Source organism: Variovorax sp. LG9.2 (assembly GCF_035018885.1).
Lineage (GTDB): Bacteria > Pseudomonadota > Gammaproteobacteria > Burkholderiales > Burkholderiaceae_C > Variovorax.
This window is the reverse complement of sequence record NZ_JASJXB010000014.1, coordinates 74,503-96,354: the sequence shown is the minus strand read 5'-3', so window position 1 is coordinate 96,354 and position 21,852 is coordinate 74,503. Positions and strand designations below refer to the sequence as shown.

18 protein-coding genes are annotated in these 21,852 nt (G+C 63.5%); 10 read left to right on the top strand and 8 right to left on the bottom strand.

Going from position 1 to position 21,852, the window contains the following annotated elements; all coding sequences use genetic code 11:
- The first annotated feature begins 82 nt into the window (after positions 1 to 82).
- Genes QN413_RS15815 through QN413_RS15790 form a run of 6 tightly spaced genes read left to right on the top strand, consistent with a single transcriptional unit; the run spans position 83 to position 5,794 of the window.
- On the top strand, positions 83 to 940 hold the full coding sequence (locus tag QN413_RS15815; RefSeq protein ID WP_323497537.1) for an ABC transporter substrate-binding protein: 858 nt from the start codon (positions 83 to 85) through the stop codon (positions 938 to 940).
- A gap of 26 nt (positions 941 to 966) precedes the next feature.
- Positions 967 to 1,767: an amino acid ABC transporter ATP-binding protein gene (locus QN413_RS15810; RefSeq protein ID WP_323497536.1), complete on the top strand. Its 801-nt coding sequence runs from the start codon at positions 967 to 969 to the stop codon at positions 1,765 to 1,767.
- Between the two features lie 6 nt (positions 1,768 to 1,773).
- Positions 1,774 to 2,421 (top strand): amino acid ABC transporter permease, encoded by a 648-nt coding sequence (locus tag QN413_RS15805; RefSeq protein ID WP_323497535.1) that lies wholly within the window; start codon positions 1,774 to 1,776, stop codon positions 2,419 to 2,421.
- Positions 2,418 to 3,101, top strand: a complete 684-nt coding sequence (locus QN413_RS15800) for an amino acid ABC transporter permease (protein WP_323497534.1) — start codon at positions 2,418 to 2,420, stop codon at positions 3,099 to 3,101. Before QN413_RS15805 ends, QN413_RS15800 begins: the two co-directional genes overlap by 4 nt.
- Before the next feature lie 3 nt (positions 3,102 to 3,104).
- On the top strand, positions 3,105 to 4,514 hold the full coding sequence (locus QN413_RS15795) for an amidase (protein WP_323497533.1): 1,410 nt from the start codon (positions 3,105 to 3,107) through the stop codon (positions 4,512 to 4,514).
- Between the two features lie 5 nt (positions 4,515 to 4,519).
- The gene (locus QN413_RS15790; protein ID WP_323497532.1) at positions 4,520 to 5,794 is read left to right on the top strand and encodes an FAD-dependent oxidoreductase; all 1,275 of its coding nucleotides are present in this window, start codon (positions 4,520 to 4,522) and stop codon (positions 5,792 to 5,794) included.
- 52 nt (positions 5,795 to 5,846) lie between these two features.
- On the opposite strand, the gene mmsB is transcribed toward QN413_RS15790, so the two are convergent.
- The 4 genes from mmsB to QN413_RS15770 are packed head-to-tail and all read right to left on the bottom strand — an operon-like array spanning position 5,847 to position 10,595.
- Positions 5,847 to 6,746 carry a 3-hydroxyisobutyrate dehydrogenase gene (gene mmsB / locus QN413_RS15785; protein ID WP_323497531.1) on the bottom strand — a complete coding sequence of 300 codons (900 nt, stop codon included), beginning with the start codon at positions 6,744 to 6,746 and terminating at the stop codon, positions 5,847 to 5,849.
- A 40-nt stretch (positions 6,747 to 6,786) separates the two neighbouring features.
- Positions 6,787 to 7,911 (bottom strand): enoyl-CoA hydratase/isomerase family protein, encoded by a 1,125-nt coding sequence (locus QN413_RS15780; RefSeq protein WP_323497530.1) that lies wholly within the window; start codon positions 7,909 to 7,911, stop codon positions 6,787 to 6,789.
- Positions 7,908 to 9,062, bottom strand: a complete 1,155-nt coding sequence (locus tag QN413_RS15775; protein WP_187051585.1) for an acyl-CoA dehydrogenase family protein — start codon at positions 9,060 to 9,062, stop codon at positions 7,908 to 7,910. Before QN413_RS15775 ends, QN413_RS15780 begins: the two co-directional genes overlap by 4 nt.
- A 9-nt stretch (positions 9,063 to 9,071) precedes the next feature.
- Positions 9,072 to 10,595 carry a CoA-acylating methylmalonate-semialdehyde dehydrogenase gene (locus QN413_RS15770; protein ID WP_323497529.1) on the bottom strand — a complete coding sequence of 508 codons (1,524 nt, stop codon included), beginning with the start codon at positions 10,593 to 10,595 and terminating at the stop codon, positions 9,072 to 9,074.
- Between the two features lie 112 nt (positions 10,596 to 10,707).
- Here QN413_RS15770 and QN413_RS15765 point away from each other — a divergent pair, with 112 nt between their 5' ends.
- Positions 10,708 to 11,604 (top strand): LysR family transcriptional regulator, encoded by an 897-nt coding sequence (locus QN413_RS15765; RefSeq protein WP_323497528.1) that lies wholly within the window; start codon positions 10,708 to 10,710, stop codon positions 11,602 to 11,604.
- A 68-nt stretch (positions 11,605 to 11,672) separates the two neighbouring features.
- On the opposite strand, the gene QN413_RS15760 is transcribed toward QN413_RS15765, so the two are convergent.
- Complete coding sequence (locus QN413_RS15760) at positions 11,673 to 13,070, bottom strand: CoA transferase (RefSeq protein WP_323497527.1); 1,398 nt, start codon at positions 13,068 to 13,070, stop codon at positions 11,673 to 11,675.
- A 50-nt stretch (positions 13,071 to 13,120) separates the two neighbouring features.
- Positions 13,121 to 15,448 (bottom strand): beta-glucosidase BglX, encoded by a 2,328-nt coding sequence (bglX, locus tag QN413_RS15755; RefSeq protein WP_323497572.1) that lies wholly within the window; start codon positions 15,446 to 15,448, stop codon positions 13,121 to 13,123.
- Between the two features lie 296 nt (positions 15,449 to 15,744).
- Between bglX and QN413_RS15750 the strand changes: the two genes are divergently transcribed.
- A complete protein-coding gene (locus QN413_RS15750; RefSeq protein WP_323497571.1) occupies positions 15,745 to 17,349 on the top strand; it encodes a glucan biosynthesis protein G in 1,605 nt (534 codons plus the stop codon).
- A 63-nt stretch (positions 17,350 to 17,412) separates the two neighbouring features.
- On the opposite strand, the gene QN413_RS15745 is transcribed toward QN413_RS15750, so the two are convergent.
- Together QN413_RS15745 and QN413_RS15740 are read right to left on the bottom strand one after the other, a co-directional pair.
- On the bottom strand, positions 17,413 to 18,051 hold the full coding sequence (locus QN413_RS15745; RefSeq protein ID WP_187051579.1) for a 3-oxoacid CoA-transferase subunit B: 639 nt from the start codon (positions 18,049 to 18,051) through the stop codon (positions 17,413 to 17,415).
- A gap of 1 nt (position 18,052) precedes the next feature.
- Positions 18,053 to 18,892, bottom strand: coding sequence for a CoA transferase subunit A (locus QN413_RS15740; RefSeq protein ID WP_323497526.1), 840 nt, complete (start codon positions 18,890 to 18,892; stop codon positions 18,053 to 18,055).
- Between the two features lie 389 nt (positions 18,893 to 19,281).
- Between QN413_RS15740 and QN413_RS15735 the strand changes: the two genes are divergently transcribed.
- Together QN413_RS15735 and QN413_RS15730 are read left to right on the top strand one after the other, a co-directional pair.
- Positions 19,282 to 20,934, top strand: a complete 1,653-nt coding sequence (locus tag QN413_RS15735; RefSeq protein WP_323497525.1) for a glucan biosynthesis protein D — start codon at positions 19,282 to 19,284, stop codon at positions 20,932 to 20,934.
- 164 nt (positions 20,935 to 21,098) lie between these two features.
- Positions 21,099 to 21,851 carry an SDR family oxidoreductase gene (locus tag QN413_RS15730; RefSeq protein ID WP_323497524.1) on the top strand — a complete coding sequence of 251 codons (753 nt, stop codon included), beginning with the start codon at positions 21,099 to 21,101 and terminating at the stop codon, positions 21,849 to 21,851.
- Position 21,852: the final 1 nt, after the last annotated feature.

Sequence of the window (21,852 nt, the reverse complement as noted above, 5' to 3'; positions counted from 1 at the left end):
TGCCAGCGGGCGGAGCCACTTATCGCGAATATCAGGTCTCGCTGCACCCACTCGCAACTCCTTCATCTTTCCGGAGAACACCATGAAGATATCGGCTCTGCCACGCACCCTGTGCGCCCTCGTGGGCCTCGTCTTTCTGCTTTCTCCAGTTCACGCGGAAACCGTCGACAAGGACAAGCTCACCATCGCCTTCACCGGCGACATGCCCGGCACCGGCTATCAGGACGGCAAGATGATCGGCTACGACGGCGAGATCCTGCAACGCGTGGCCGACGCGTTGAAGTTGCAAGTCAAGCCGGCATTGATGGAATGGTCGGGCACCATCGCATCGGTGCAAACCAAACGCGTCGACGTGATGGCCGGCACCATGGGCTGGACCGAGCAGCGCTCGAAGATCATGACCCTGTCGGATCCGATTCACTACTTCAAGAACGGCATCATGCAATCGACCAAGACCAACTGGTCGACGTTGAAGGACCTGGAAGGCAAGAAAGTCGGCACCATCACCGGCTTCTCGTTTATCCCGGAATTGCGAAAGATCAACGGCCTTCAGTTGAGCCAGTACGACACTTCCGACGCCGCGGTTCGGGACATGCTGGCGGGTCGCATCGATGCGGTGATCGGCGACCCACCCGTGGTGCAGTACGCCATTTCGCGCAACCCGCAATGGAGCCTGCGCTTCAACGCGTTCACTGACACCAACCCCGACTTCCCGCTGCTCACCGGCCTCGGACAGGTGGTGTTCGGCCTCAACAAGGACAACCCCGAACTCGCTGCGTCGGTGAACACCGAGATCGCCAAGCTTTGGGAGAAGTGCGACATCAAGAAGATCGGCGCGCGCTACGGTCTTGTTCAAGACGTCTGGTACGTACCGGAAGGCAAGAACCTGCGTGCAGGCGTCGACCGCCCCGTCGGCTGGCAACTGCCGAGCTGCAAGTAGATCCAGTTCAAACCCGGCCTCGACAGATGAACACCGCCACCCTGCCCCTGCTGCGCGTCGACTCCCTCGTCAAGTCCTTCGGCGATGTTCAGGTTCTCAATGGCATCTCCTTCAGTCTGCACAAAGGTGAGACGCTCGCGCTGCTGGGGCCGAGTGGTTCCGGTAAGTCGACTTGCCTGCGCTGCCTGAATTACCTGGAGAAGCCCAGCGCTGGTTCTGTCGATCTGGAGGGCGAACGGATCGGCCAGCGGCCCGATCGGCGCGGCGGGTTTCGCTTGATGACCGACAAGGAACTCGCGCCGCAGCGGGCGGAGTTGGCCATGGTTTTTCAGGGCTTCTACTTGTGGCCGCACTTGAACGTACGCGACAACGTGGCGCTCGGGCCGATGCGGGCGGGGGGTCTATCGCGGGCCGCCGCTCATGAACTCGCCGACGCGATGCTGGACAAGGTGCATCTGCGACACAAGGCCGACGACTACCCCGAGAAGCTATCGGGCGGCCAGCAGCAACGTGTTGCCATTGCCCGCGCTCTTGCCCAACGGCCAAAAGTCATCCTGTTCGACGAGCCCACTTCTGCACTGGATCCTGAACTGGTCGGAGAGGTCCTCGGTGTCATCAAGGAACTCGCCGAGGAAGGCCGTTCGATGATCCTGGTCACGCACGAAATCAGCTTCGCACGCGATGTCGCGGACCGGGTGATCTTCATGGATGGCGGGCACATCGTCGAGCAGGGCACGCCCGCAGAGGTGATCGACAACCCGCAGGCCGCACGCACTCGCGCCTTCCTTCGCCAGGTCTCTGGTTCCGTCACGCCTTCGATGGCATAGCCGGCAATGGAAACGCTTCTGTCCATTCTCGATATCTTGTCGGTCGGCGCTCTCACCGCACTGCGGGTCGCGGCCGGTGCCTTTGCGCTGGCGGTGCTGGCGGGACTTGCGCTCGCACTCGTGAGGACTTTCGTCGCCAGCCGCATCGCGCAGGTCGCGATCGCTGCGTGGACCGAATGGATGCGCAACGTGCCGGCACTCGCACATTTGTTCGTGCTCTATTTTGGGCTGGCGTCGATCGGCGTGCGTCTGTCGCCCGTGACCGCAGCTTGTCTGGGACTCGGACTCGTTGGGGCGGCCGTGCTCTGCGATGTCTTCACGGCCGGCTTGCGCTCGCTGCACATCGGTCAACGCGAGGCCGCACTCGCCGTCGGATTGACACCTGCAAACACGCTGCGCTTCGTGTTGCTGCCGCAAATGCTCCGTGTCACTTTGCCCTCTCTGGGAAACTACTGCAGCCAGTTGATCAAGGACACATCGATCGCTTCGGCCATCGCCGTACCAGAGATCATGTTCTACGCAAGACAGCTGGTGACGTCGACCTTCGAGACGACGTTGATCTACCTCGCCGCCATGTTGTTGTACGCCGCCATGGTGCTGCCGCTGACCTGGGCGTTTTCGAGCGTCGAGCGACGCCTCGAGGTGGCGCGATGATCGCGTTCTTCGCTGCCTACGCCGAGCAGTGGGCCGATTGGGGTCCGCGACTTCGCGCCGCAGCACAAGTGACTGCTGGGTTGTCGCTGGGCGGCTTCGTTCTGGCTGCGCTGCTGGGCGCCTTGTTGACGCTGGCCTTGCGCAGCTCAAGTGCAAGCCTGCGGCGTATCGCCAGCGCGTATGTGCAGTTCATTCGGGCCGTGCCGCTACTGGCCTTGCTGCTCGCCATCTACTTCGTGCTGCCGCAAGCGGGTCTTACGTTGTCAGGCTTCTGGGCGGGGGTGTTCGGTCTGGGGCTTCAGGGTTCGGCCTATGTCGCGGAGATCCTGCGTGGCGGTATCGCCTCGGTACACAAGGGCCAGACCGAGGCTGGCCTGACAGTCGGCATGTCGCCCTGGCAGGTTTTTTTGAATGTGACGGCTCCGCAGGCCCTGCGCGTGATGATGCCGCCACTGCTCAACGCTTATGTTTCACTGCTCAAGGACAGCTCACTGTGCGCTCTGATCGCGACCGATGAACTGATGCTCACGGCACGCGCGATCAGCAGCGAATCCTTCCTGCCTTTGCACATCTTCCTGCTGGCAGGCGTCTTCTACTTCGCGATCGCATTTCCATTGTCGATGCTCTCGCGATGGCTCGAGGCGCGGCTGGCGCGCGGGCGCCGAGTCATGGGTACGTAGATCATGGAAACACTGAACACAGCGCTGGCCTTTGCGAGCATTGCCGTCCTGCGGGATTTGCTGGTACGCGGCGACATCTGCAGCCGCGAGCTGGTCGAATTGCACTTGTCGCGCATCGAACGACACGATCCCCTTCTGCACTCGTACGTCGATCTTCATGCGCAACAGGCCCTGACGGTGGCCGACGGCCTGGATCAATTGCGCCGCGGCGGCACGACACTCGGGCCACTGCATGGCGTGCCGATCGCGGTAAAGGATCTCTTCGACATCGAAGGTTGGCCGACCGGCGGAGGCTCGGTGGCGCAACCACCACGCATCGCTCAGGTAACTGCCACTGTCGTTCAGCGGCTGCGGCAAGCCGGCGCAATCGTGCTTGGCAAGACGCAGACCGTGGAGTACGCATTCGGTGGTTGGGGAACCAACGCCGTGATGGGAACGCCGTGGAATCCATGGGATCTGGAAACTCATCGCGTGCCCGGTGGTTCAAGCAGCGGTTCTTCGGTCGCCGTAGCTGCCGGGCTCGCATGTGCAGCGCTGGGAACGGACACGGGCGGCTCGATTCGCATCCCGGCCGGACTGTGCGGCGTGGTCGGTCTCAAGACCACACAAGGCCTGGTGAGCCGTCACGGATTGATCGAACTGTGCCCGACGCACGACACGGTCGGGCCGATCACTCGTGACGTCGAAGACTGCGCGATCTTGCTCGATTCGATCGCAGGCGCCGATCCGCTCGACGCCGCTTCCTTTTCGGCGCCCGGCGGCAGGGCCGATCGACTGCTCGACAACCCCGTCGCGGGCATGCGCGCCTGGGTGCTGCCGGATGAAGAACGCGGTGCGGTGGATGCCGAAGTGCTCGCCATCTACGACCGGTCGTTGCAGTCGTTCGAAGACCTCGGCGTGACGCTCGTCCAGCAGCCTCTGCCCACCAGCCTCAACGAGGCGATGCAGATCGCCGGGCAATTGATGAGCGCCGAGGGTTACGCGAACCTCGGCCCACTGTTCGAGCGCGACGACCTGGCGTTCGATCCGAACGTGCGGCGTCGAATTTTGCTGGGACGCGACATTACCGCGGCCAGCTACCAAGGCTTGCTTGCCGCCAGGGCACGCGCACAGACCGCCATGCGGCAGTCGATGACAACGGTGGACGTGTGCATTTTTCCGACCAACGCCATTGCTGCCATCGCGGTGTCCGCAGTCGACGAATTGGCCACGCCGCTGTCGCTGCTGGGCCGCTTCGTCAACCTGTTGAACCTGTGCTCGCTGGCGATCCCTGCGGGCTTCACCGTCGAGGGCATGCCGGTCTCGGTCCAGGTGATCGGGCCGAGCTTCGGTGAGGCAACGATTTTGCAACTCGGCCATGCGTTCCAGCGGGCCACGCGCTGGCACTTGATGCACCCGACCGGCCTGGACTGAACAGCATGATCTGCATCATTGGCGCAGGCATCGTCGGTTGCGCAAGTGCCTACCAACTGGCCCGCGAGGGGCATCAGGTCATGCTGCTGGACGCCGCGGCGGGCCCGGGCGAAGGCTGCAGCTTTGCCAACGGCGCCCAGTTGAGTTACAGCTATGTCGAGCCGATGGCCTCGCCCGCCACACTGCGTGCGCTGCCCAAACTGCTTTTGCAGTTCGACGCGCCAATTAAATTTCGGCCCACGCTCGATTGGCGGCAGTACGCATGGGGCATGCAGTTTCTGATGGCGTGCCGGGAGGCGCAAGTGAACCAGGGCACGCGCCAGTTGCTGGAACTTTCTTTTCTCAGCCGAGACACACTCGACGACTGGATGCGCGACGGTGAGTGGCCGATCGGGTTCCAGCGCAATGGCAAGCTGGTGATGTGCCACGACGAGATCACGATGGAAGGGCAGCGGCATCAGATGCATTTCCAGGCAGCCCTCGGATGCGAGCAAACCGCGCTGAGTGTCGATCAATGCATCGAGAAAGAGCCTGCACTGCTGCCTGCACTGAAGCGATTCCCCAGGGCCTATGTCGGCGGCATCTGGACCCCCGGCGATTGCGTGGCCGATGCAAGGCTGATGTGTCTTACGCTGGTCGAGCACTTGAAAGCCAAAGGCGCATCGACGCGCTTCGGGACGAAGGTCACTGGCTTCGTGACGGATCGGTCCGGGGTCACGGCGCTGAAAACGTCTCAAGGCGAAATCGCTTGCGATGCTGTGGTGCTGGCCGCAGGAACTGCATCGGCGCACCTTGCCCAGCTTTTAGGCGAGTACCTCCCCGTGTATCCGGTGAAAGGGTACAGCCTGACCTTGCCGATGGTTGCAACTGCGCAAACGCCCAAGGTGAGCGTGACCGACCTGGGACGAAAAACGGTCTTCGCGCCGCTGGGGACAGCGCTTCGCGTCGCCGCAATGGCCGAGGTTGCCGGTCACGGCGTGCAACTGGCGCCCCGCAGGTTTGCGCAGATTCGATCTGCGGTTTCAGCGGTGTACCCCGACGCTGTCGACGCACAGGCCGATGGCCAGCCATGGGCCGGCCTGCGGCCCGCTACGCCGACCTCGGTTCCCGTCATCCGGCGGATGAACAGCAGGTCGAACGTCTACCTCAATGTGGGCCATGGGGCGCTTGGAATGACGCTTGCGGCGGGCAGCGCCGCATTGCTATCCCGGTGCATACAGGAGTCACGTGCGCTGCTGCACCCGACTCGAAGAGATCAGCGGTTGAAGATGGAGGGTTGACGGACTCCGTCCGCGGCCACCTGTCGTACGGGGCGTTGTACCGGCGCTTTGATCAAGCGCCCTTCGTCTGCAGCAGTTTGATGACGCTCGAAAAATCTTGCGCCCCGTGACCTGCCAGGCTGTGCGCCGCATACAGGTTGCGGGCCAATCCACCGAGCGGCGTGGATGCACGAACTGCCGCCGCGTTTTCTTGCGAAAGCCCCAGGTCTTTCAACATCAGATCGGTGCCGAAGCCACCCGCATAGTTCTTCGACGCGGGCGATGTCTCCATGACCCCGGGCATCGGGTTGTACTTTTCGAGTGCCCAGTTGCCGCCCGAACTGCGCCGCATGATTTCCGACAGCACCTTCGGATCGAGCCCGTTGGCAACACCGAGTGCCAGCGCCTCGGAGGTGCCGATCATCAGGATGCCGAGCAGCATGTTGTTGCATATCTTGGCAGTCTGGCCGGCACCTGCGCCACCCGCGTAGAAGATGTTGGCGCCCATCTTTTCGAGAACCGGCCGTGCGCGCTCGAGGTCGGCTTCGGCACCGCCGACCATGAAGGTCAACGTGCCCGCAATGGCGCCGCCGGTGCCGCCCGACACCGGCGCATCGATGACGGCGATGCCGCGTTTCGCAGCCGCTTCAGCGACCTTGCGTGAGGTGGCTGCAGCGATGGTGCTGCTGTCGATGACCAGCGTGCCCGCGGGAATCTTCTCGAGCAGCCCTGCCTGATCGCCGCTGCCGAAGTAAAGACCGTCGACATGCGCGCTGGCAGGCAGCATGCTGATGACGACTTCGGCGCCGTCGACAGTCGCTGCTGCAGATTTCGCAATCGGCAGGCCTTCGGCCGCGAACTTCTTGCAAGCGTCAGCCGAGAGGTCGAATGCGCTGAGCGTGTGGCCGGCCTTGTGCAGGTTCAAGGCCATGGGGCCGCCCATGTTGCCGAGGCCGATGAATGCGATTTTCATGATGCTTGTCTCCGTGATCTCGTCGAATGTGCAGTGCGGTTCAGGTCAGCCCGACGAGTTCGGGTGCCATGTCGCCACGCGGTCGCAAGTGGTCTTCTATGAAGGTGGGCGTGATCTCTTCAAGGGTCGCGGGGTTCCACTTCGGGTTGCGGTCTTTCGCGATCAGCAAGGCGCGAATACCCTCCGCAAAGTCCTTGTTCGCACAAAAGCCCAGCGACGCAAGATATTCGAGGCGAAACACTTCCGCCAGCGACATGCGGTGCACGCGCTGCCACAACGCGAAGCTCAATGCGGCCGAGCTCGGCGCACCTTTGCTGAAAGTCTTGGATGCCGTTTGCATCCAAGAGTCGTCGCTTTGCAACGTACGCAGGCGCGCCGCAATTTCATGCAGATCGTCGCCGAACATCAACCCGTTGATGGTGTCGAAATGCTCGCGAACTTTGGAGTGCGGTGCTTCCGGGGCGCCCTCGGTATTGGCCGCGTCGGCCAGGATGTTCGACAGCGCGGCACGGTCCGCCTGCGCATCGCCCATCCATGTGCCAGCAGCGATCGCATCGAGCACGTGTTGCTTGCGCTCATGCGGAATCAGTACATCGGCAAGCCCACAAAAAATCGCGTCGGATGCGTTCAGGTTGGCTGCTGTCAATGCCAGGAACAGACCCACTCGCCCCGGCATACGGCGCAGGAACCAGCTGCCGCCCACATCGGGATACAGGCCGATGTTGATCTCGGGCATGGCAAGCCGGCTGTGCTCGGTGACGACGCGATGCGACGCACCGGCCATGAGGCCGATGCCGCCGCCCATCACGATGCCTTGGCCCCAGCAGAGAAACGGCTTCGGAAAGGTGTGGATCAGGTAGTCGAGCTCATACTCTTCGCCGAAGAAGCGCTCGGCATATTCGTTGCGCCCGGGGCCACATTCGAGCAGCGTCTGGTAAAGCTGCCGCAAATCGCCGCCAGCGCAAAAGGCCTTGTCGCCGGTGGACTGCAGCAGCACGCCAACGATCTCTTTGTCTGCAGCCCACGCACGCAGCTTGGGTGTGAGCAGGCGCACCATCGCCACCGAGAGCGAGTTGAGCGAAGCCGGCGCATTGAGCGTCGCGACGCCGAAGCGTTGGCCGCCGGCAGTGTCGATATCGTCGAAAAGAACCACGTCATCGCTCATCGGATATCACTCTCGTTGTCCAGCAATTTGCGCGCGACGATCACGCGCATGATTTCGTTGGTGCCTTCGAGTATCTGATGCACGCGCGTGTCGCGCACCAATCTCTCCAGTGGGAATTCGCTCAGGTAACCGTAGCCGCCATGCAGTTGCAGCGCGTCGTTGCAGACATTGAAGCCCGCATCGGTGGCAAAGCGCTTGGCCATCGCGCAATAGGTGCTGGCGTCGGCATGGCCTGCATCGAGCTTGCTCGCTGCGAGCCGCACCATCTGGCGCGCCGCCACGAGTTCGGTCGCCATGTCGGCCAGCTTGAACTGCAAGGCCTGGAAGCTCGCGAGCGGCTTGCCGAACTGCTGGCGGTCTTGCAAGTAGCGACGTGCCGCATCGAGGGCGCCCTGCGCAGCACCGACCGAGCAGGTCGCAATGTTGATGCGCCCGCCGTCGAGCCCCTTCATCGCGATGCGAAAGCCCTCGCCTTCGCTGCCGAGCAAGTGGTCGGCAGGCACACGCACATTATCGAAACTGATCGCGCGCGTGGGCTGGCTGTTCCAGCCCATCTTGTGTTCCTTCTTGCCGTAGCTGATGCCTGGCGCATCGGCCGGCAGCGCGAAGGCCGAGATGCCACCCGCGCCACCGCCACCTGTGCGCGCCATCAGCACCAGCACGTCGGTCGCGCCGGCACCCGAAATAAACGCCTTGCCGCCGTTGATGACGTACTCGCCGCCTTGCAACTCGGCGCGCGTCTTCAGCGAGCCCGCGTCCGACCCGGCGCCCGGCTCGGTGAGGCAGTAGGACGCCAGCTTGCGCCCGCTCGTCAGGTCCGAGCCCCACCGCTCGCGCACCGCGGGGCCGCCCCAGGTACCCAGCATCCAGGTCGCCATGTTGTGGATGGTGATGAAGGCGGTGGTCGACGGGTCAATGGCCGCCATCTCTTCGAACACCAGCGTGGCGTCGAGCCGCGGCAGCGCGAGACCATCGATGCTTTCGGGCGCATAGAGGCCGCAGAAGCCGAGCTCGCCCGCCTTGGCGATCGCCTCTTTAGGGAAGATCGCCTCGGCGTCCCACTTCGCCGCGTTCGGAGCGAATTCGCTTAGCGCGAAATCGCGCGCGGTTTGCGCGAAGGCGCGCTGCTCTTCAGAGAGTTCGAAGTCCATCCGAAGCAGTTACTTGAGACTGATCGTGGTGTTGACGCCCTGGCTCACCGTGCTGTCGTCGAACCAGCGCGAAGTAATCGTCTTGGTCTGCGTGTAGAACATGATGACCTGCTTGCCGTAGGGGCCCAGGTCACCCAGCTTCGAAGCGCGGGAACCGGTGAACGAGAACATCGGCACCGGCACCGGAATCGGCACGTTGATGCCGACCTGGCCGACATCGATGTCTTCCTGGAACTTGCGCGCGGCCGCACCCGACTGGGTGAAGATGGCGGTGCCGTTGCCGTTCGGGTTGGCGTTGATCAGTTCGATGGCCTCGTCCAGGCTCGCGGCATTCACCGTACACAAAACCGGGCCGAAGACTTCCTGCTCATAGATCACCATGCCGGGCTTCACATCGGCGAACACAGTCGGGCCGATGAAGTTGCCCTTTTCGTAGCCAGGCACTTTCGGATTGCGGCCGTCGAGCGCCAGTGTGGCGCCGTCGGCAATGCCACGTTCGATCAGGTAGTTGACGCGGTCGTGCGCAGCACAGGAGATCAACGGGCCGATGTCGACGCCCTTCTCCGTGCCGCCACCCATCTTCAGCGAGTTGGCTTTTGCGATCAGGTCGGGCACCCACTTCTGCGCATCACCCACCAGGACCGCGACCGACACCGCCATGCAGCGCTGGCCGGCAGCACCGAAGCCGGCACCGGCCAGTGCGTTGAGCGTCTGATCCTTGTTGGCGTCGGGCATCACGATGGCGTGGTTCTTCGCGCCCATCATGCATTGCGCGCGCTTGCCGGTGGCGATGGCGCGGTTGTAAACGTGCGTGCCGACCTTGGTCGAGCCGACGAAGCTGATGGCCTTGATGTCCTTGTGATCGCAGATCGCGTTGACCACGGCTTCGCCGCCGTGGATGACGTTCAGCACGCCCGGCGGAATACCGGCCTGCAGCGCCAATTCGCACAGGCGCATGGTCACCATCGGGTCTTGTTCGGACGGCTTCAGCACGAAGGTGTTGCCGGTGACGATCGCCATCGGGAACATCCACAAAGGGATCATCGCGGGGAAGTTGAAAGGGGTGATGCCGGCACACACGCCCAGCGGCTGCAGCAGCGTGTAGGTGTCGACGCCATTGGCCACGTTGTTGGCCATTTCTCCCAGCTGCAGGTTGCCGATGGCGGATGCGTGCTCGACCACTTCGAGGCCGCGGAACACGTCGCCTTCGGCATCGGGCAAGGTCTTGCCCTGTTCGGCCGTAAGGATGGCGGCGAGCTCGGCCATGTTCTCGCGGATGAGCTGCTGGTACTTCAGGAAGATGCGGGCGCGGGCGCCGATCGGGGTCTTTTTCCAGGTCTTGAAGGCGTCCTTGGCGGAGGCGACCGCGGCATCGACTTCGGCCGGCGTCGCGAACGGTACCTTGGCCAGCACCTCTTGCGTGGCCGGGTTCACGACGTCGCGCCACTCAGTGGTTTTCGACTCGATGAACTTGCCGCCGATGAGCAGCTTGACGGTGGCGACCGTGGTGGCCGGTTTGACTTTGGCGTCCATGAATTTGTCTCCTGATAGGTTGTCGCAGTGCCTGCGCAGCCCGTGATCCTAGCTTTGCAGATTTGCGATAGCAATAGACAAATTCGCACCCGACCTCTGCATAATTGCAGAGATGGATTGGGACAACCTGCGGTATTTCTTGGAACTCGCGCGCTCGGGCACCTTGCAGAGCGCCGCGCGCCGGCTGGAGGTCGATCACACGACCGTCGCGCGCCGCATCCAGGCGCTTGAAAAGCAGGTCGGCTCGCCGCTCTTCTCGCGGGAGGCCGATGGGCATCGGCTGACTGAGGCAGGTCGACGGTTGCAGCCGCAAGTCGAGGCGATGGAAGGTGCGTTTCGGGCCGTAGAGAGCGCCGCACCCACTTCGCACGAGGGCCTGTCGGGCGTGGTGCGGATCGGCGCGACCGAAGGCTTCGGCACCATCGTGCTGGCGCCGCAGCTCGCGCTCTTCGCGGGCCGACACCCCAAGTTGCTGATCGACCTGCTTGCCATGCCGCGCCTGGTGCACCTGTCGCGCCGCGAGGCGGACATCGTGATCTCGCTCGAACGTCCGGCCCGTGGGCCGGTGCTCGTGACCAAGCTCACCGACTACACGCTGCGGCTCTACGCATCGAAGAAGTACCTGGCGAAACACCAGCCCATCAAGGCCCGCGAAGACCTGCGCGGCCACACCTTCATCAGCTATGTCGACGACCTGCTGTTCAGCAAGGAGTTGCAGTACCTGGACGAGTTGTACAAACCCGATGCCTTCGCGCTGCGCAGCACCAGCGTGCTGGCGCAGTACGAAGCCACCTCAGCCGGCGCCGGCATCGCGGTGTTGCCCGCTTTTATTGCGGGCCGCGACAAATCGTTGCGCCGCGTGCTGCCCGATCAGCCGCAAGCGCAGTTCACGCGCAGCTTCTGGATGTCGATGCCGGCCGAGACCAAGCACCTGGCGCGCATGCGGGCCGTGTGGGATTTCTTGCGGCAGACCGCCGAGATGCAAAAGGACGTGCTGCTGCCGGAGTGAGCCGAGTGCGCCCCGCACAAGGCCGATCGAGCGCGCGGCGAGCCGACCCTGGGCGCCGGCCCTGGCGCTCAGATCCAGCGTACTGGATGGCTCCCCGGCGGCATCGAAGGCTTGCGCCACACGGCAGGCGTGCGCGACAGCTGCGCGCTGTGCCGCACCGCCCGCAGCAAACCGAAGCCCGATTCCGACGTCTCCAGAAACGGTGCCAGTTCCGGCCGCGGCGCCGACAGCCCGCCGGCGACACGGCCGAGCGAGCGCAGCCACTGCGCGGTCTGCGCAAGCGACACCTGCACATGCCAGCTGCCGCCTTCGCGCTGCTGGCGCCAGAGCGCGGCCGCCGCACCAAAAGCGATGAGGTAGCCGGTGGCTTCGTCGAGGATCTGCATAGGCATCGGGCGTGGCATGCCGTCGCCGGCCGCCTCGCCCTCGGCATGGTTGAAGCCCATGGCGGTCTGCAGCAGCGAATCGAAACCACGGCGCCCGGCCCACGGACCTTGCGTACCGTAAGCCGACAAGGAGACGCAGACGATGCCGGGTCGCAGATCGGCGAGATCGGCCGCCCCGAACCCCAGCGCGGCAAGGCCGCCCGAACGGTAGCCCTGCACGAAGACATGCGCCCCGCCGATGACGCGCTCCAAGGCGGCGCGGCCCGCATCGGTGCGCAGATCCGCATGCACCGACAGCTTGCCCCGGCTGGTGTCGGCGATGGCCGAGATGTTGGGCAGGGTCGGCGAATTGACCAGCATCACCTGCGCACCGTAGGCCGCCAGCGCCTTGCCGCCAACCGGCCCGGCCAGCACGCGTGTGAGGTCGAGCACGCGCACGCCGCCGAGCGGTCGTTGGCCCTCGCGCAACGGCGGCAATGCCATCGGCGGCGTGGCGTCGGATGCGGCGCCGTCACCGATGCGCTCGATGGTGAAAAGCGGCTGCCCTGCCACCGCTTGTGCTTGCGGCGTGGCATCCCATTCGTCGAAGCTGCGCAGCGCCGCGACGACCAGGCCGCGTTTCGCCGCGGCTTGTTCGAAATCGAGCGCGCGCCAGTCACGCAGCGCCTTTTCGGCATCGGCGCGCTGCGCCGTCGACGGATCGAGGCCGAGAAGCGCCAGCGCGCCGTCGCGATGGTGCGCGAAGTTTGCGTGGACGCGCACGTGCCCGTCGGCACAACGGTACAAGCCGGAGAACGCGTCCCATGGGTCGGGCGATACATCGTCGACGCTGAACCAGCCGGTGCATTCCACCGCGGCGTGAGTCATGTCGACCACTACCTCCTGGCGCGGCGCGCCGCGCAAGTGGCCGAGTTCGCAGGCCGCGAGAGCCGCCGCAGCGATGGTGCTTTGTGCTGCGGCACCAACCGCGAACGACGAAGGGAATACGGGATCGGTGCCTGCGAGATGCGCGCAGCCAAGCGCTTCGGCGGGCAGCCCGGCGTCGGCCCAAAGTTTGCCGAGGATGTCAGGAACGTTCACGTGCGATCTCCTGTTGCGTTCCGCGACCTGCATCTGCGTCTGCTCTCGCCCTACTGCAGATCGAAGTTCTTTTCCTTCACAGCTTCCGAGTCGAGGCCGATCTGAACCGTGAACGTACCCGGTTCTGCAACACGCTGCAGCTGAGCGTTGAAGAACTTGAGTTTTTCTTCGTCCACAGTGAAGCGGACGGCCTTCTCTTCGCCCGGCTTCAGCATGATCTTGCGAAAGTCCTTGAGTTCCTTCACGGGCCGCACGACGGATGCAGCGACATCGCGGATGTACAGCTGCACAACGGTTTCACCTGCGCGCTGGCCCGTGTTCTTCACCGTCACGCTTGCTTCCACCTTGCCGCCACGCGCCATCGTCGCGCTCGACAACGTCACGTCGGACAAGCTGAAGTCGGTGTAGCTGATGCCGTAGCCGAAGGGATAGAGCGCGCCGTTGGGTTCCTCGAAATATTGCGAGGTGTAGTTACCCGGCTTGCCCGGCGTGAACGGGCGGCCGAGGCGCGGATGGTTGTAGTAGATCGGGATCTGGCCGACCGAGCGCGGAAAGCTGATGGGCAGCTTGCCGCCCGGGTTGTAGTCGCCGAACAGCACGTCGGCAATGGCATTGCCGCCTTCGATGCCGGTGTACCAGGTTTCCAGAATGGCATCGGCCTCTTTCTGCTCGCGTTGCAGCGCGAGAGGTCGGCCGTTCATCAGCACCAGCACGATCGGCTTGCCGGTCGCCTTCATCGCGGTGATCAGGGCACGCTGGCTCTGCGGGAGATCCAGGCTCGTGCGGCTCGATGATTCGTGCGACATGCCGCGCGACTCGCCCACCGCCACCACCACCACGTCGGCCCGGCGCGCCGCCTTCACGGCCTCGGCGATCATTGCGGCAGGCGCACGCTTGTCCTGCGTCACTTCGGGCGAATCCCAGTTGAGGTAGTTGAGGTACTTGACGATCTCTTCGTCGTTGGTGAGGTTGGCGCCGCGTGCATAGATCAGGTTCTTGCCGATCGCATTGGCAAGCCCGGTTCGCAATGTCACGGAAGCCTTGTAATCGCCGGCCGCAGACCAGCTGCCCAGCATGTCGATCGGTGCATCTGCCAGCGGACCGACCAACGCGACCTTGGCGGTCTTCGAAAGCGGCAAGGTGTTGTTGCGGTTCTCCAGCAGCACCACGGATTTGCGCGCGGCATCGCGCGCCGCGGGCCGACTCAGGCGGCTGTCGGCTTTGAGGTCCGGCGGATCGTCCGCTGCCACGCCGATGCGCACATACGGGTTCTGAAAGAGGCCCATGTCGTACTTGGCGCCCAGCACTTCGCGCACCGCGTTGTCGATCTCCGTCATGCTGACTTCGCCCGACTTCACCAGCCCCGGCAACTCCTTTAGATAGACCGAGTCGGCCATGCTCATGTCGATGCCGGTCTTGATGGCGAGCTTGGCGGCCTCGCGCTCATCCTTGGCCACACCATGACGGATCAGCTCGACGATGGCGCCGTGGTCGCTTACCGCAACGCCCTTGAAGCCCCAGTCCTTGCGCAGCAGGTCCTGCATGAGCCAGGTGTTGGAGGTCGCCGGCACGCCGTTGATGGAGTTGAGTGCCACCATCACGCCGCCCGCGCCGGCATCAATGGCGGCGCGGTACGGCGGCAGATAGTCCTGGTACATCCGCATCGGGCTCATGTCGACCGTGTTGTAGTCGCGCCCACCCTCGACCGCGCCATACAGCGCGAAATGCTTGACCACGGCCATCACGTTGTGGGGCCCGATCGGCAGCTTGCCCTGGAAGCCCCTGACCACGGTCCTGGCGATCTCCGAGACGAGGTACGGGTCTTCGCCGAAGCCTTCGGAGGTGCGGCCCCAGCGCGGATCGCGCGAGATGTCGACCATCGGCGCGAAGGTCATGTCGGCCGCATCGGCGCTCGCTTCTTTGGCTGCCGTACGCGCCATCGACGTCACCACGTCCATGTCCCAGCTCGACGCCAGCCCGAGCCCGATGGGGAACGTGGTGCGGTGGCCGTGGATCACGTCGAACGCGAAGAACATCGGGATCTTCATCCGGCTGCGCTGGATCGCTGCGTCTTGCAGCTGCCGGTTGTGCGGGCGGTTGACCGAGTTGAAGGTGCCGCCGACCCGTCCGGCAGCGATCTCGTCGGCCAGCTGCGCGATCGGCATTTCCGGGCCGATGCTGATCAGGCGCAATTGCCCGACCTTTTCATCGAGCGTCATCTTTCCGACGAGGTCGGCGATGAAGGCGCTCTTGTCCGACATGGCGACCGCAGGCACCGTGACGGGCGCGGTCTGCGTAAAAGCCGGCGCACTGGCGAGGCCGGCCAGCAGGGCCATCGACAAAGAAAAACTCGGGGACAACTTGAACGACAACTTCATCGAATAACCTTCTGTGATCGGCAGCTGCTTCAAGACTTGTCTCGCAGTGCCGGTGCGTCTCTTGGGGCAATCTGGCGATGCTAAGCTAAACACTTGCACCGCCAGCAGTCACCCGCAATCACCGATGGCTGGCCTCGAATTTGCGAGACGCTTGCAACCCCACGCGACTCCGCCCTACGCCATCGCGCCTTCTCCATCGCGCCTTCTGGATCCATCCGATGTTGCTCACTGCCGCACTCCGAAGAACAAAGCCTTTTGCCCGCTTCGTTTCTGTTCCCTTCGTGCTGTCTTGCCTGATGGCTTTGTCGAGCGCTCTGATCGCCGGCCAAGCACAAGCGTTTTCGCTGGACGACGTCACGGCCCGGGCGCGCGACCTGATGGACAAGCCGTATGTCGCACCGGTCAGCAACCTGCCGCCGGTGTTCAGCAACATGCAGTTCGCCGACTACCAGAAGATGCAGCCGCTGATCGACAAGTTCGAGTGGCGCGACAAGGGCACGCCCTTCAAGCTGAGCTTCTATCACCAGGGCATGCAGTTCAACGCACCGGTCAAGATCAGCGAGATCGTCGATGGCGACGTGCGGGAGATCAAGTACGACGCCAGCCGCTTCGACTTCGGCGACCTCAAGTTCGACAAGGACGCCACCGCCAACCTCGGCTATGCCGGCTTCAGGGTGATGTACCCGATCAACCAGGAAGGCAAAGACGACGAAATCATGAGTTTTCTCGGCGCCAGTTACTTCCGCGTGATCGGCAAGGGCCAGGTCTATGGGTTGTCGAGCCGCGGACTGGCGATCGATACCGCGTTGCCCGCGCCTGAAGAGTTTCCCAACTTTCGCGAGTTCTGGATCCAGCGGCCCAATCCACAAGACAAGCAACTGGTCATCTATGCGCTGCTCGATTCGCCCCGTGCGACCGGCGCCTACCAGTTCATTCTGACGCCCGGCAAAGACGCGGTGCTCGACGTGCAGGCCAACCTTTTCATGCGCGGCGACGTCAACACGCTCGGCATCGCGCCGTTGACCAGCATGTTCCTGTATGGCCCGAACCAGCAGAGCGAGAAGCGCAATTTTCGCCCGGCCATCCACGATTCGAACGGTCTGGCCATACACACCGGCAGCGGTGAATGGCTATGGCGGCCGCTCAATAACCCGCGCAATCTGTCGATCAGCACCTTCCAGGTCGAGAACCCGCTGGGCTTCGGCCTGCTGCAGCGTGGCCGCGAGTTCTCGCGCTTCGAAGATCTGAAAGACCGCTACGACCTGCGCCCGAGCGCGTGGATCGAGCCGCAGGGCAAGTGGGGCAAGGGCAAGGTCGAGCTGGTCGAGATCCCGACGCCGGACGAGACCAACGACAACATCGTCGCCTTCTGGACGCCCGACGTGCAACCGAAGAAAGGTCAGGCGATTCAGTACGCCTACCGCATGCACTGGACCACCGACGAAGCTGCCCTGCACGGCCAGGACAACGCCTGGGTACGGCAGACATTCAACACGGCCGGCGAGTTGATGCAGCCCAACCTGATCCGGAAGCTCGATGGCAGCACGGCGTTGCTGATCGACTTCGAAGGGCCGCGGCTGTCGCAGCTGCCTGCCGATGCCGTGGTCACGGCGCAGGTCAGTGTCGGTGACAACGCGGAGCTGCTGGAGAACGTGCTTCAGCGCAACACGGCGATCAACGGTTGGCGGCTCACATTGCGGGTGAAGGTGAAGAACCCCGTACAGCCGGTGGAGATGCGCGCGGCGCTGCTGCAGGGCGACAAGGCGATCAGCGAAACCTGGAGCTACCAGATACCGCCGAATGCGGCACCGGTGGCGGCTGCCGCGCCCGCACCGACTGCGCCTGCCGTGCCACCGACCGCGCCCGATCCAGCATCGACAGCATCAAAGACAACGCCCTGAGCATTCGCATGCGCAGGGCGGCGGGCTCCTTGGGTGCCTTGGGTGCCTTGCAACGTCGCTTGCTTACTTGATCAGCTTCACGCCTGTCTTGGCCTGAAGCGCATCGAAGGTCACACCGTCGGCCAGCTCGACGAGCTTGAGGCCTTCAGGCGTCACATCGAGCACGGCCATGTCGGTGATGATGCGATCGACCACGCCCACGCCAGTCAATGGCAGCGTGCACTCTTCAAGAATTTTCAGGTCTTCGGTGCCGTCCTTCTTCTTGGCGACGTGCTCCATCAGCACGATCACGCGCTTGACGCCGGCCACCAGGTCCATCGCGCCGCCCATGCCCTTGACCATCTTGCCGGGGATCATCCAGTTGGCGAGGTCGCCCTTGGCGCTCACTTGCATGGCGCCCAGGATGCTGAGGTTGATCTTGCCGCCGCGGATCATGGCAAAGCTTTCGTGGCTGCCGAAGATGGCGCTGCCCGGCAGCGTGGTCACGGTCTGCTTGCCGGCGTTGATGAGGTCGGCGTCGACCATGTCTTCGGTCGGGAACGCGCCGATGCCCAGCATGCCGTTTTCGCTCTGCAGCCAGACTTCCTTGTCACCGACGAAATTGGCAACCAGCGTCGGAATGCCGATGCCCAGGTTCACGTAGAAGCCGTCTTCGAGCTCTTGCGCCGCACGGGCGGCCATTTGGTCTTGCGTCCAGGGCATGTCAGGCTCCTTGTTTCTTGTTGCTGGTGCCGGCGGGCACGACGGGAACAGGCATCTCGGCGCCAACGGCGGCAGCGTGCGCGATCACGGCCTTGGCTTCTTCCTTGGCAGCCGCCACGTCGGCCGGCGCAGCGGCGGTCACGGTGCGCTTTTCGATGCGCTTTTCAGGCGTCGCGTTCAGCACGATGCGGTGCACGTAGATGCCCGGCAGATGGATGTCGTCAGGTGCGAGTTCCCCGAGTTCGACGATCTTCTCGACCTCGACGATGCAGATCTTTCCGGCCATGGCCACGGCGGGGTTGAAGTTACGTGCTGTCAGCCGAAAGCGCAGGTTGCCGGAGGTATCGGCGATGTGCGCCTTGACCAACGCCACATCGGGCACCAGCGAATGCTCCATCACGTAGGTCTCGCTCACTCCGTCGGTGATGAACTCGCGCAGTTCCTTGCCTTCGGCCACCAGCGTACCGACACCGGTCTTGGTGAAGAAGGCCGGAATGCCGGCGCCGCCGGCGCGCAGCTTTTCGGCCAGTGTGCCTTGGGGCGTGAATTCGAGTTCGAGTTCGCCGGCCAGGTATTGCCGTTCGAACTCCTTGTTCTCGCCGACGTACGACGCGACCATTTTCTTGATCTGCCGCGTGCCCAGCAGCTTGCCGAGGCCAAAGCCATCGACGCCCGCATTGTTCGAAATGCAGGTGAGGTTCTTGACGCCGGAATCGTGCAGTGCATCGATCAGCGCCTCCGGTATGCCGCAAAGGCCGAAGCCGCCGACCGCCAGCGTTTGCCCGTCGGCAACGACGCCTTTGAGTGCCGCGTCGGCGGACGGATAGATTTTGTTCGCCATGGCCTGTGATCCTTGCTCGGTGAATAAAACGAAAGGGAAAAAACGAAAGGGAAAACGAACGAAAAGCGGTACCCGAAATGATCTTCGGGACTGCGCTGCCCGGAACGATACTACGTGGCCTTATACGTAGTAATTCGTAATGGCGACACCCTACCCTGCTCCTGCCGCCATCGATGATGAAGCAACTCGACGGCCTGTACGGCGCGCCGCGTGGCGAGACCTTCTGGTCGCGCGAACGTGAATGTCCCGGGCGCGGCTGATGCGAAAGTACATTGCATCGACGACCGCGGAGCTGGTGCAGAAGCTCATCGCTGCCTGACGCCGAATGCCGGGCAGGAGCGGCTCCGGACTACGAGTTGGTGGATAGCGTGACGTTACGCTCTGCGTCGATGCCTTCTCCCAACGACCGGCCCTGCAAAATAGACAGGCGTGCCTTTCTGTCCGCAGCAGCTGCCAGCGCGGCGCTGGCCGTATGGAGCACCGCCGTCGATGCACAAACCCGCACGGTCGCGCTCGACGCGGCCGGACTCAAGCTGGGCCCGCCGACGCCGTTTTCGTTCGACCGGCTGAAGGCACAGGCGCAGAGCATGGCCGCACGGCCCTACGTGGCGGCCGCACCGCTGGCGCCGGAAGTCATCGAGCGCATCGACTACGAAGCGCACGGCAAGATCCAGTTCAAAGCCGATCGCTCGCTCTTCGCCAATGGTCCCGGCGCGTTCCCGGTCACCTTCTTTCACCTCGGCCGCTACTTCCCGGCACCGGTCCACATGCACGTGCTCGAAGCATCAGGCGCCGACGCTTTCGCGCGCGAAGTGCTGTACGACCCGACCCTGTTCACCATGCCCGACGACAGCCCGGCAAGGCAGTTGCCCGAAGGCGTCGGCTTCGCAGGATTCCGTGTGCAGGAGAGCCGCTTCAAAAATCCAGCGAAGCTCGACTGGCACAAGAACGATTGGGTCGCGTTTCTGGGTGCCTCGTACTTTCGGGCCATCGGTGAGCTTTATCAATACGGGCTGTCGGCCCGTGCGGTAGCGCTCGATGTCGCAGTGCCCGACAAGCCTGAAGAGTTTCCGGCCTTCACCCACTTCTACTTCGAGCCGTCCCTATCCGACAAGGCCACCGACTCCCCGTCGATGACGGTCTACGCATTGCTCGAAGGACCGAGCATCACCGGCGCCTACCGCTTCGTCATGCGTCGCGACAAGGCGGTGACGATGGACGTCGAAAGCCGGATCTTCCTGCGCCGCAACGTGGCACGGTTGGGCCTGGCCCCGCTCACCTCGATGTTCTGGTTTTCCGAAACCATGAAGCCGACGGGCATCGACTGGCGGCCCGAAGTGCACGACTCCGACGGCCTGGCAATGTGGACCGGCAACGGCGAGCACATTTGGCGACCGCTCAACAACCCGACGCAAACGCGTGCCTCCACGTTCATCGACAAGTCTCCCAAAGGCTTCGGCTTGTTGCAGCGCGATCGCGCGTTCGATCACTACCTCGATGGCGTCAGCTACGACAAGCGCCCCAGCCTCTGGATCGAGCCGCGCAGCGACTGGGGCGAAGGCACGGTGCAGCTGGTCGAGATCCCGACCGACGACGAGATCCACGACAACGCGGTGGCGTTTTGGGTTCCTTCCGCGCCGGCCAAAGCGGGCACGCAGTACGACCTTGCCTATCGCCTTCACTGGGCTGCAGACGAGCCTTTTCCTTCGCCGCTAGCGCGTTGCGTCGGCACGCGCATCGGACGTGGCGGACAGCCGGGCAAAAAGCGACCTGCGGGGGTCCGCAAGTTCGTGGTCGAGTTTTTTGGTGGCCCATTGACCACGTTGCCGCCGGGCGTCAAACCGGGACTGGTGCCGAGCGCGGCGACGGGCAAGTTCTCGTACGTTTTTTCGGAAGCTGTGCCTGACGGCGTCGCAGGGCATTGGCGCGCGCAGTTCGACTTCACCGCCGACGGCAATGCACCGGTCGACCTGCGGCTCTTTTTGAAACTGGGCGAGCAGACGTTGTCGGAAACCTGGCTGTATCAGTACCAGCCGTCTTGAGCTCCGACGGACACGGATTGTGAGCAGATCGGAAACAGACAAGTCCCGCCTACCGTATTGGTCTCGACGGTCATAGCTCCCACACTTCGTTCAGCGGCGGCGCAAAGCAGGCAACGACACAAGCAATTCGCTTGACGCCTGTGCCGCACGAACAAGGAAGAACCATGACCGACAAACTCAAAGACAAGATCACCCTCGTCACCGGCGGCACCAGCGGGATCGGGCTCGCGACCGCCAAGCGCTTCGTCGCTGAAGGCGCTTATGTCTTCATCACCGGGCGCCGTCAGGCAGAACTCGATGCAGCAGTAAAAGGTATCGGTGCCAACGCATTCGGGATTCAGGGAGACGTCGCCAAGCTGGCCGACCTCGACCGCGTCTACGACGTCATCAAGAGGCAGAAAGGCCGCCTCGACGTGCTCTTCGCCAACGCGGGCGGCGGCAGCCTGGTACCGCTCGGGCAGATCACCGAAGAACACTTCGACTCCACGTTCAACACCAACGTGCGCGGCCTGCTGTTCACGGTGCAAAAGGCGTTACCGCTGATGCCCAAGGGCTCGTCCATTGTGCTCAACGCATCGATCACGTCGATCAAGGGCAATCCGGCCTTCAGCGTGTACAGCGCGACAAAAGCGGCAGTGCGAAGCTTTGCCCGCAGTTGGACGCTCGACCTGAAAGACCTCGGCATCCGCGTCAACGTGGTCAGCCCTGGCGTGGTGCCGACGCCAGCTTATGACCATCTCGGCCTGACAAAAGAGCAGATCGATGGCTTCGTCGAGGCACAGGTGCAGACCATTCCGCTGGGGCGCGTCGGCACGCCGGACGAGATCGGTAAAGCGGTGGTTTTCCTCGCGTCGGACGACAGCAGCTTCGTCAACGGGATCGAGCTGTTCGTCGACGGCGGGATGGCGCAGATCTGAG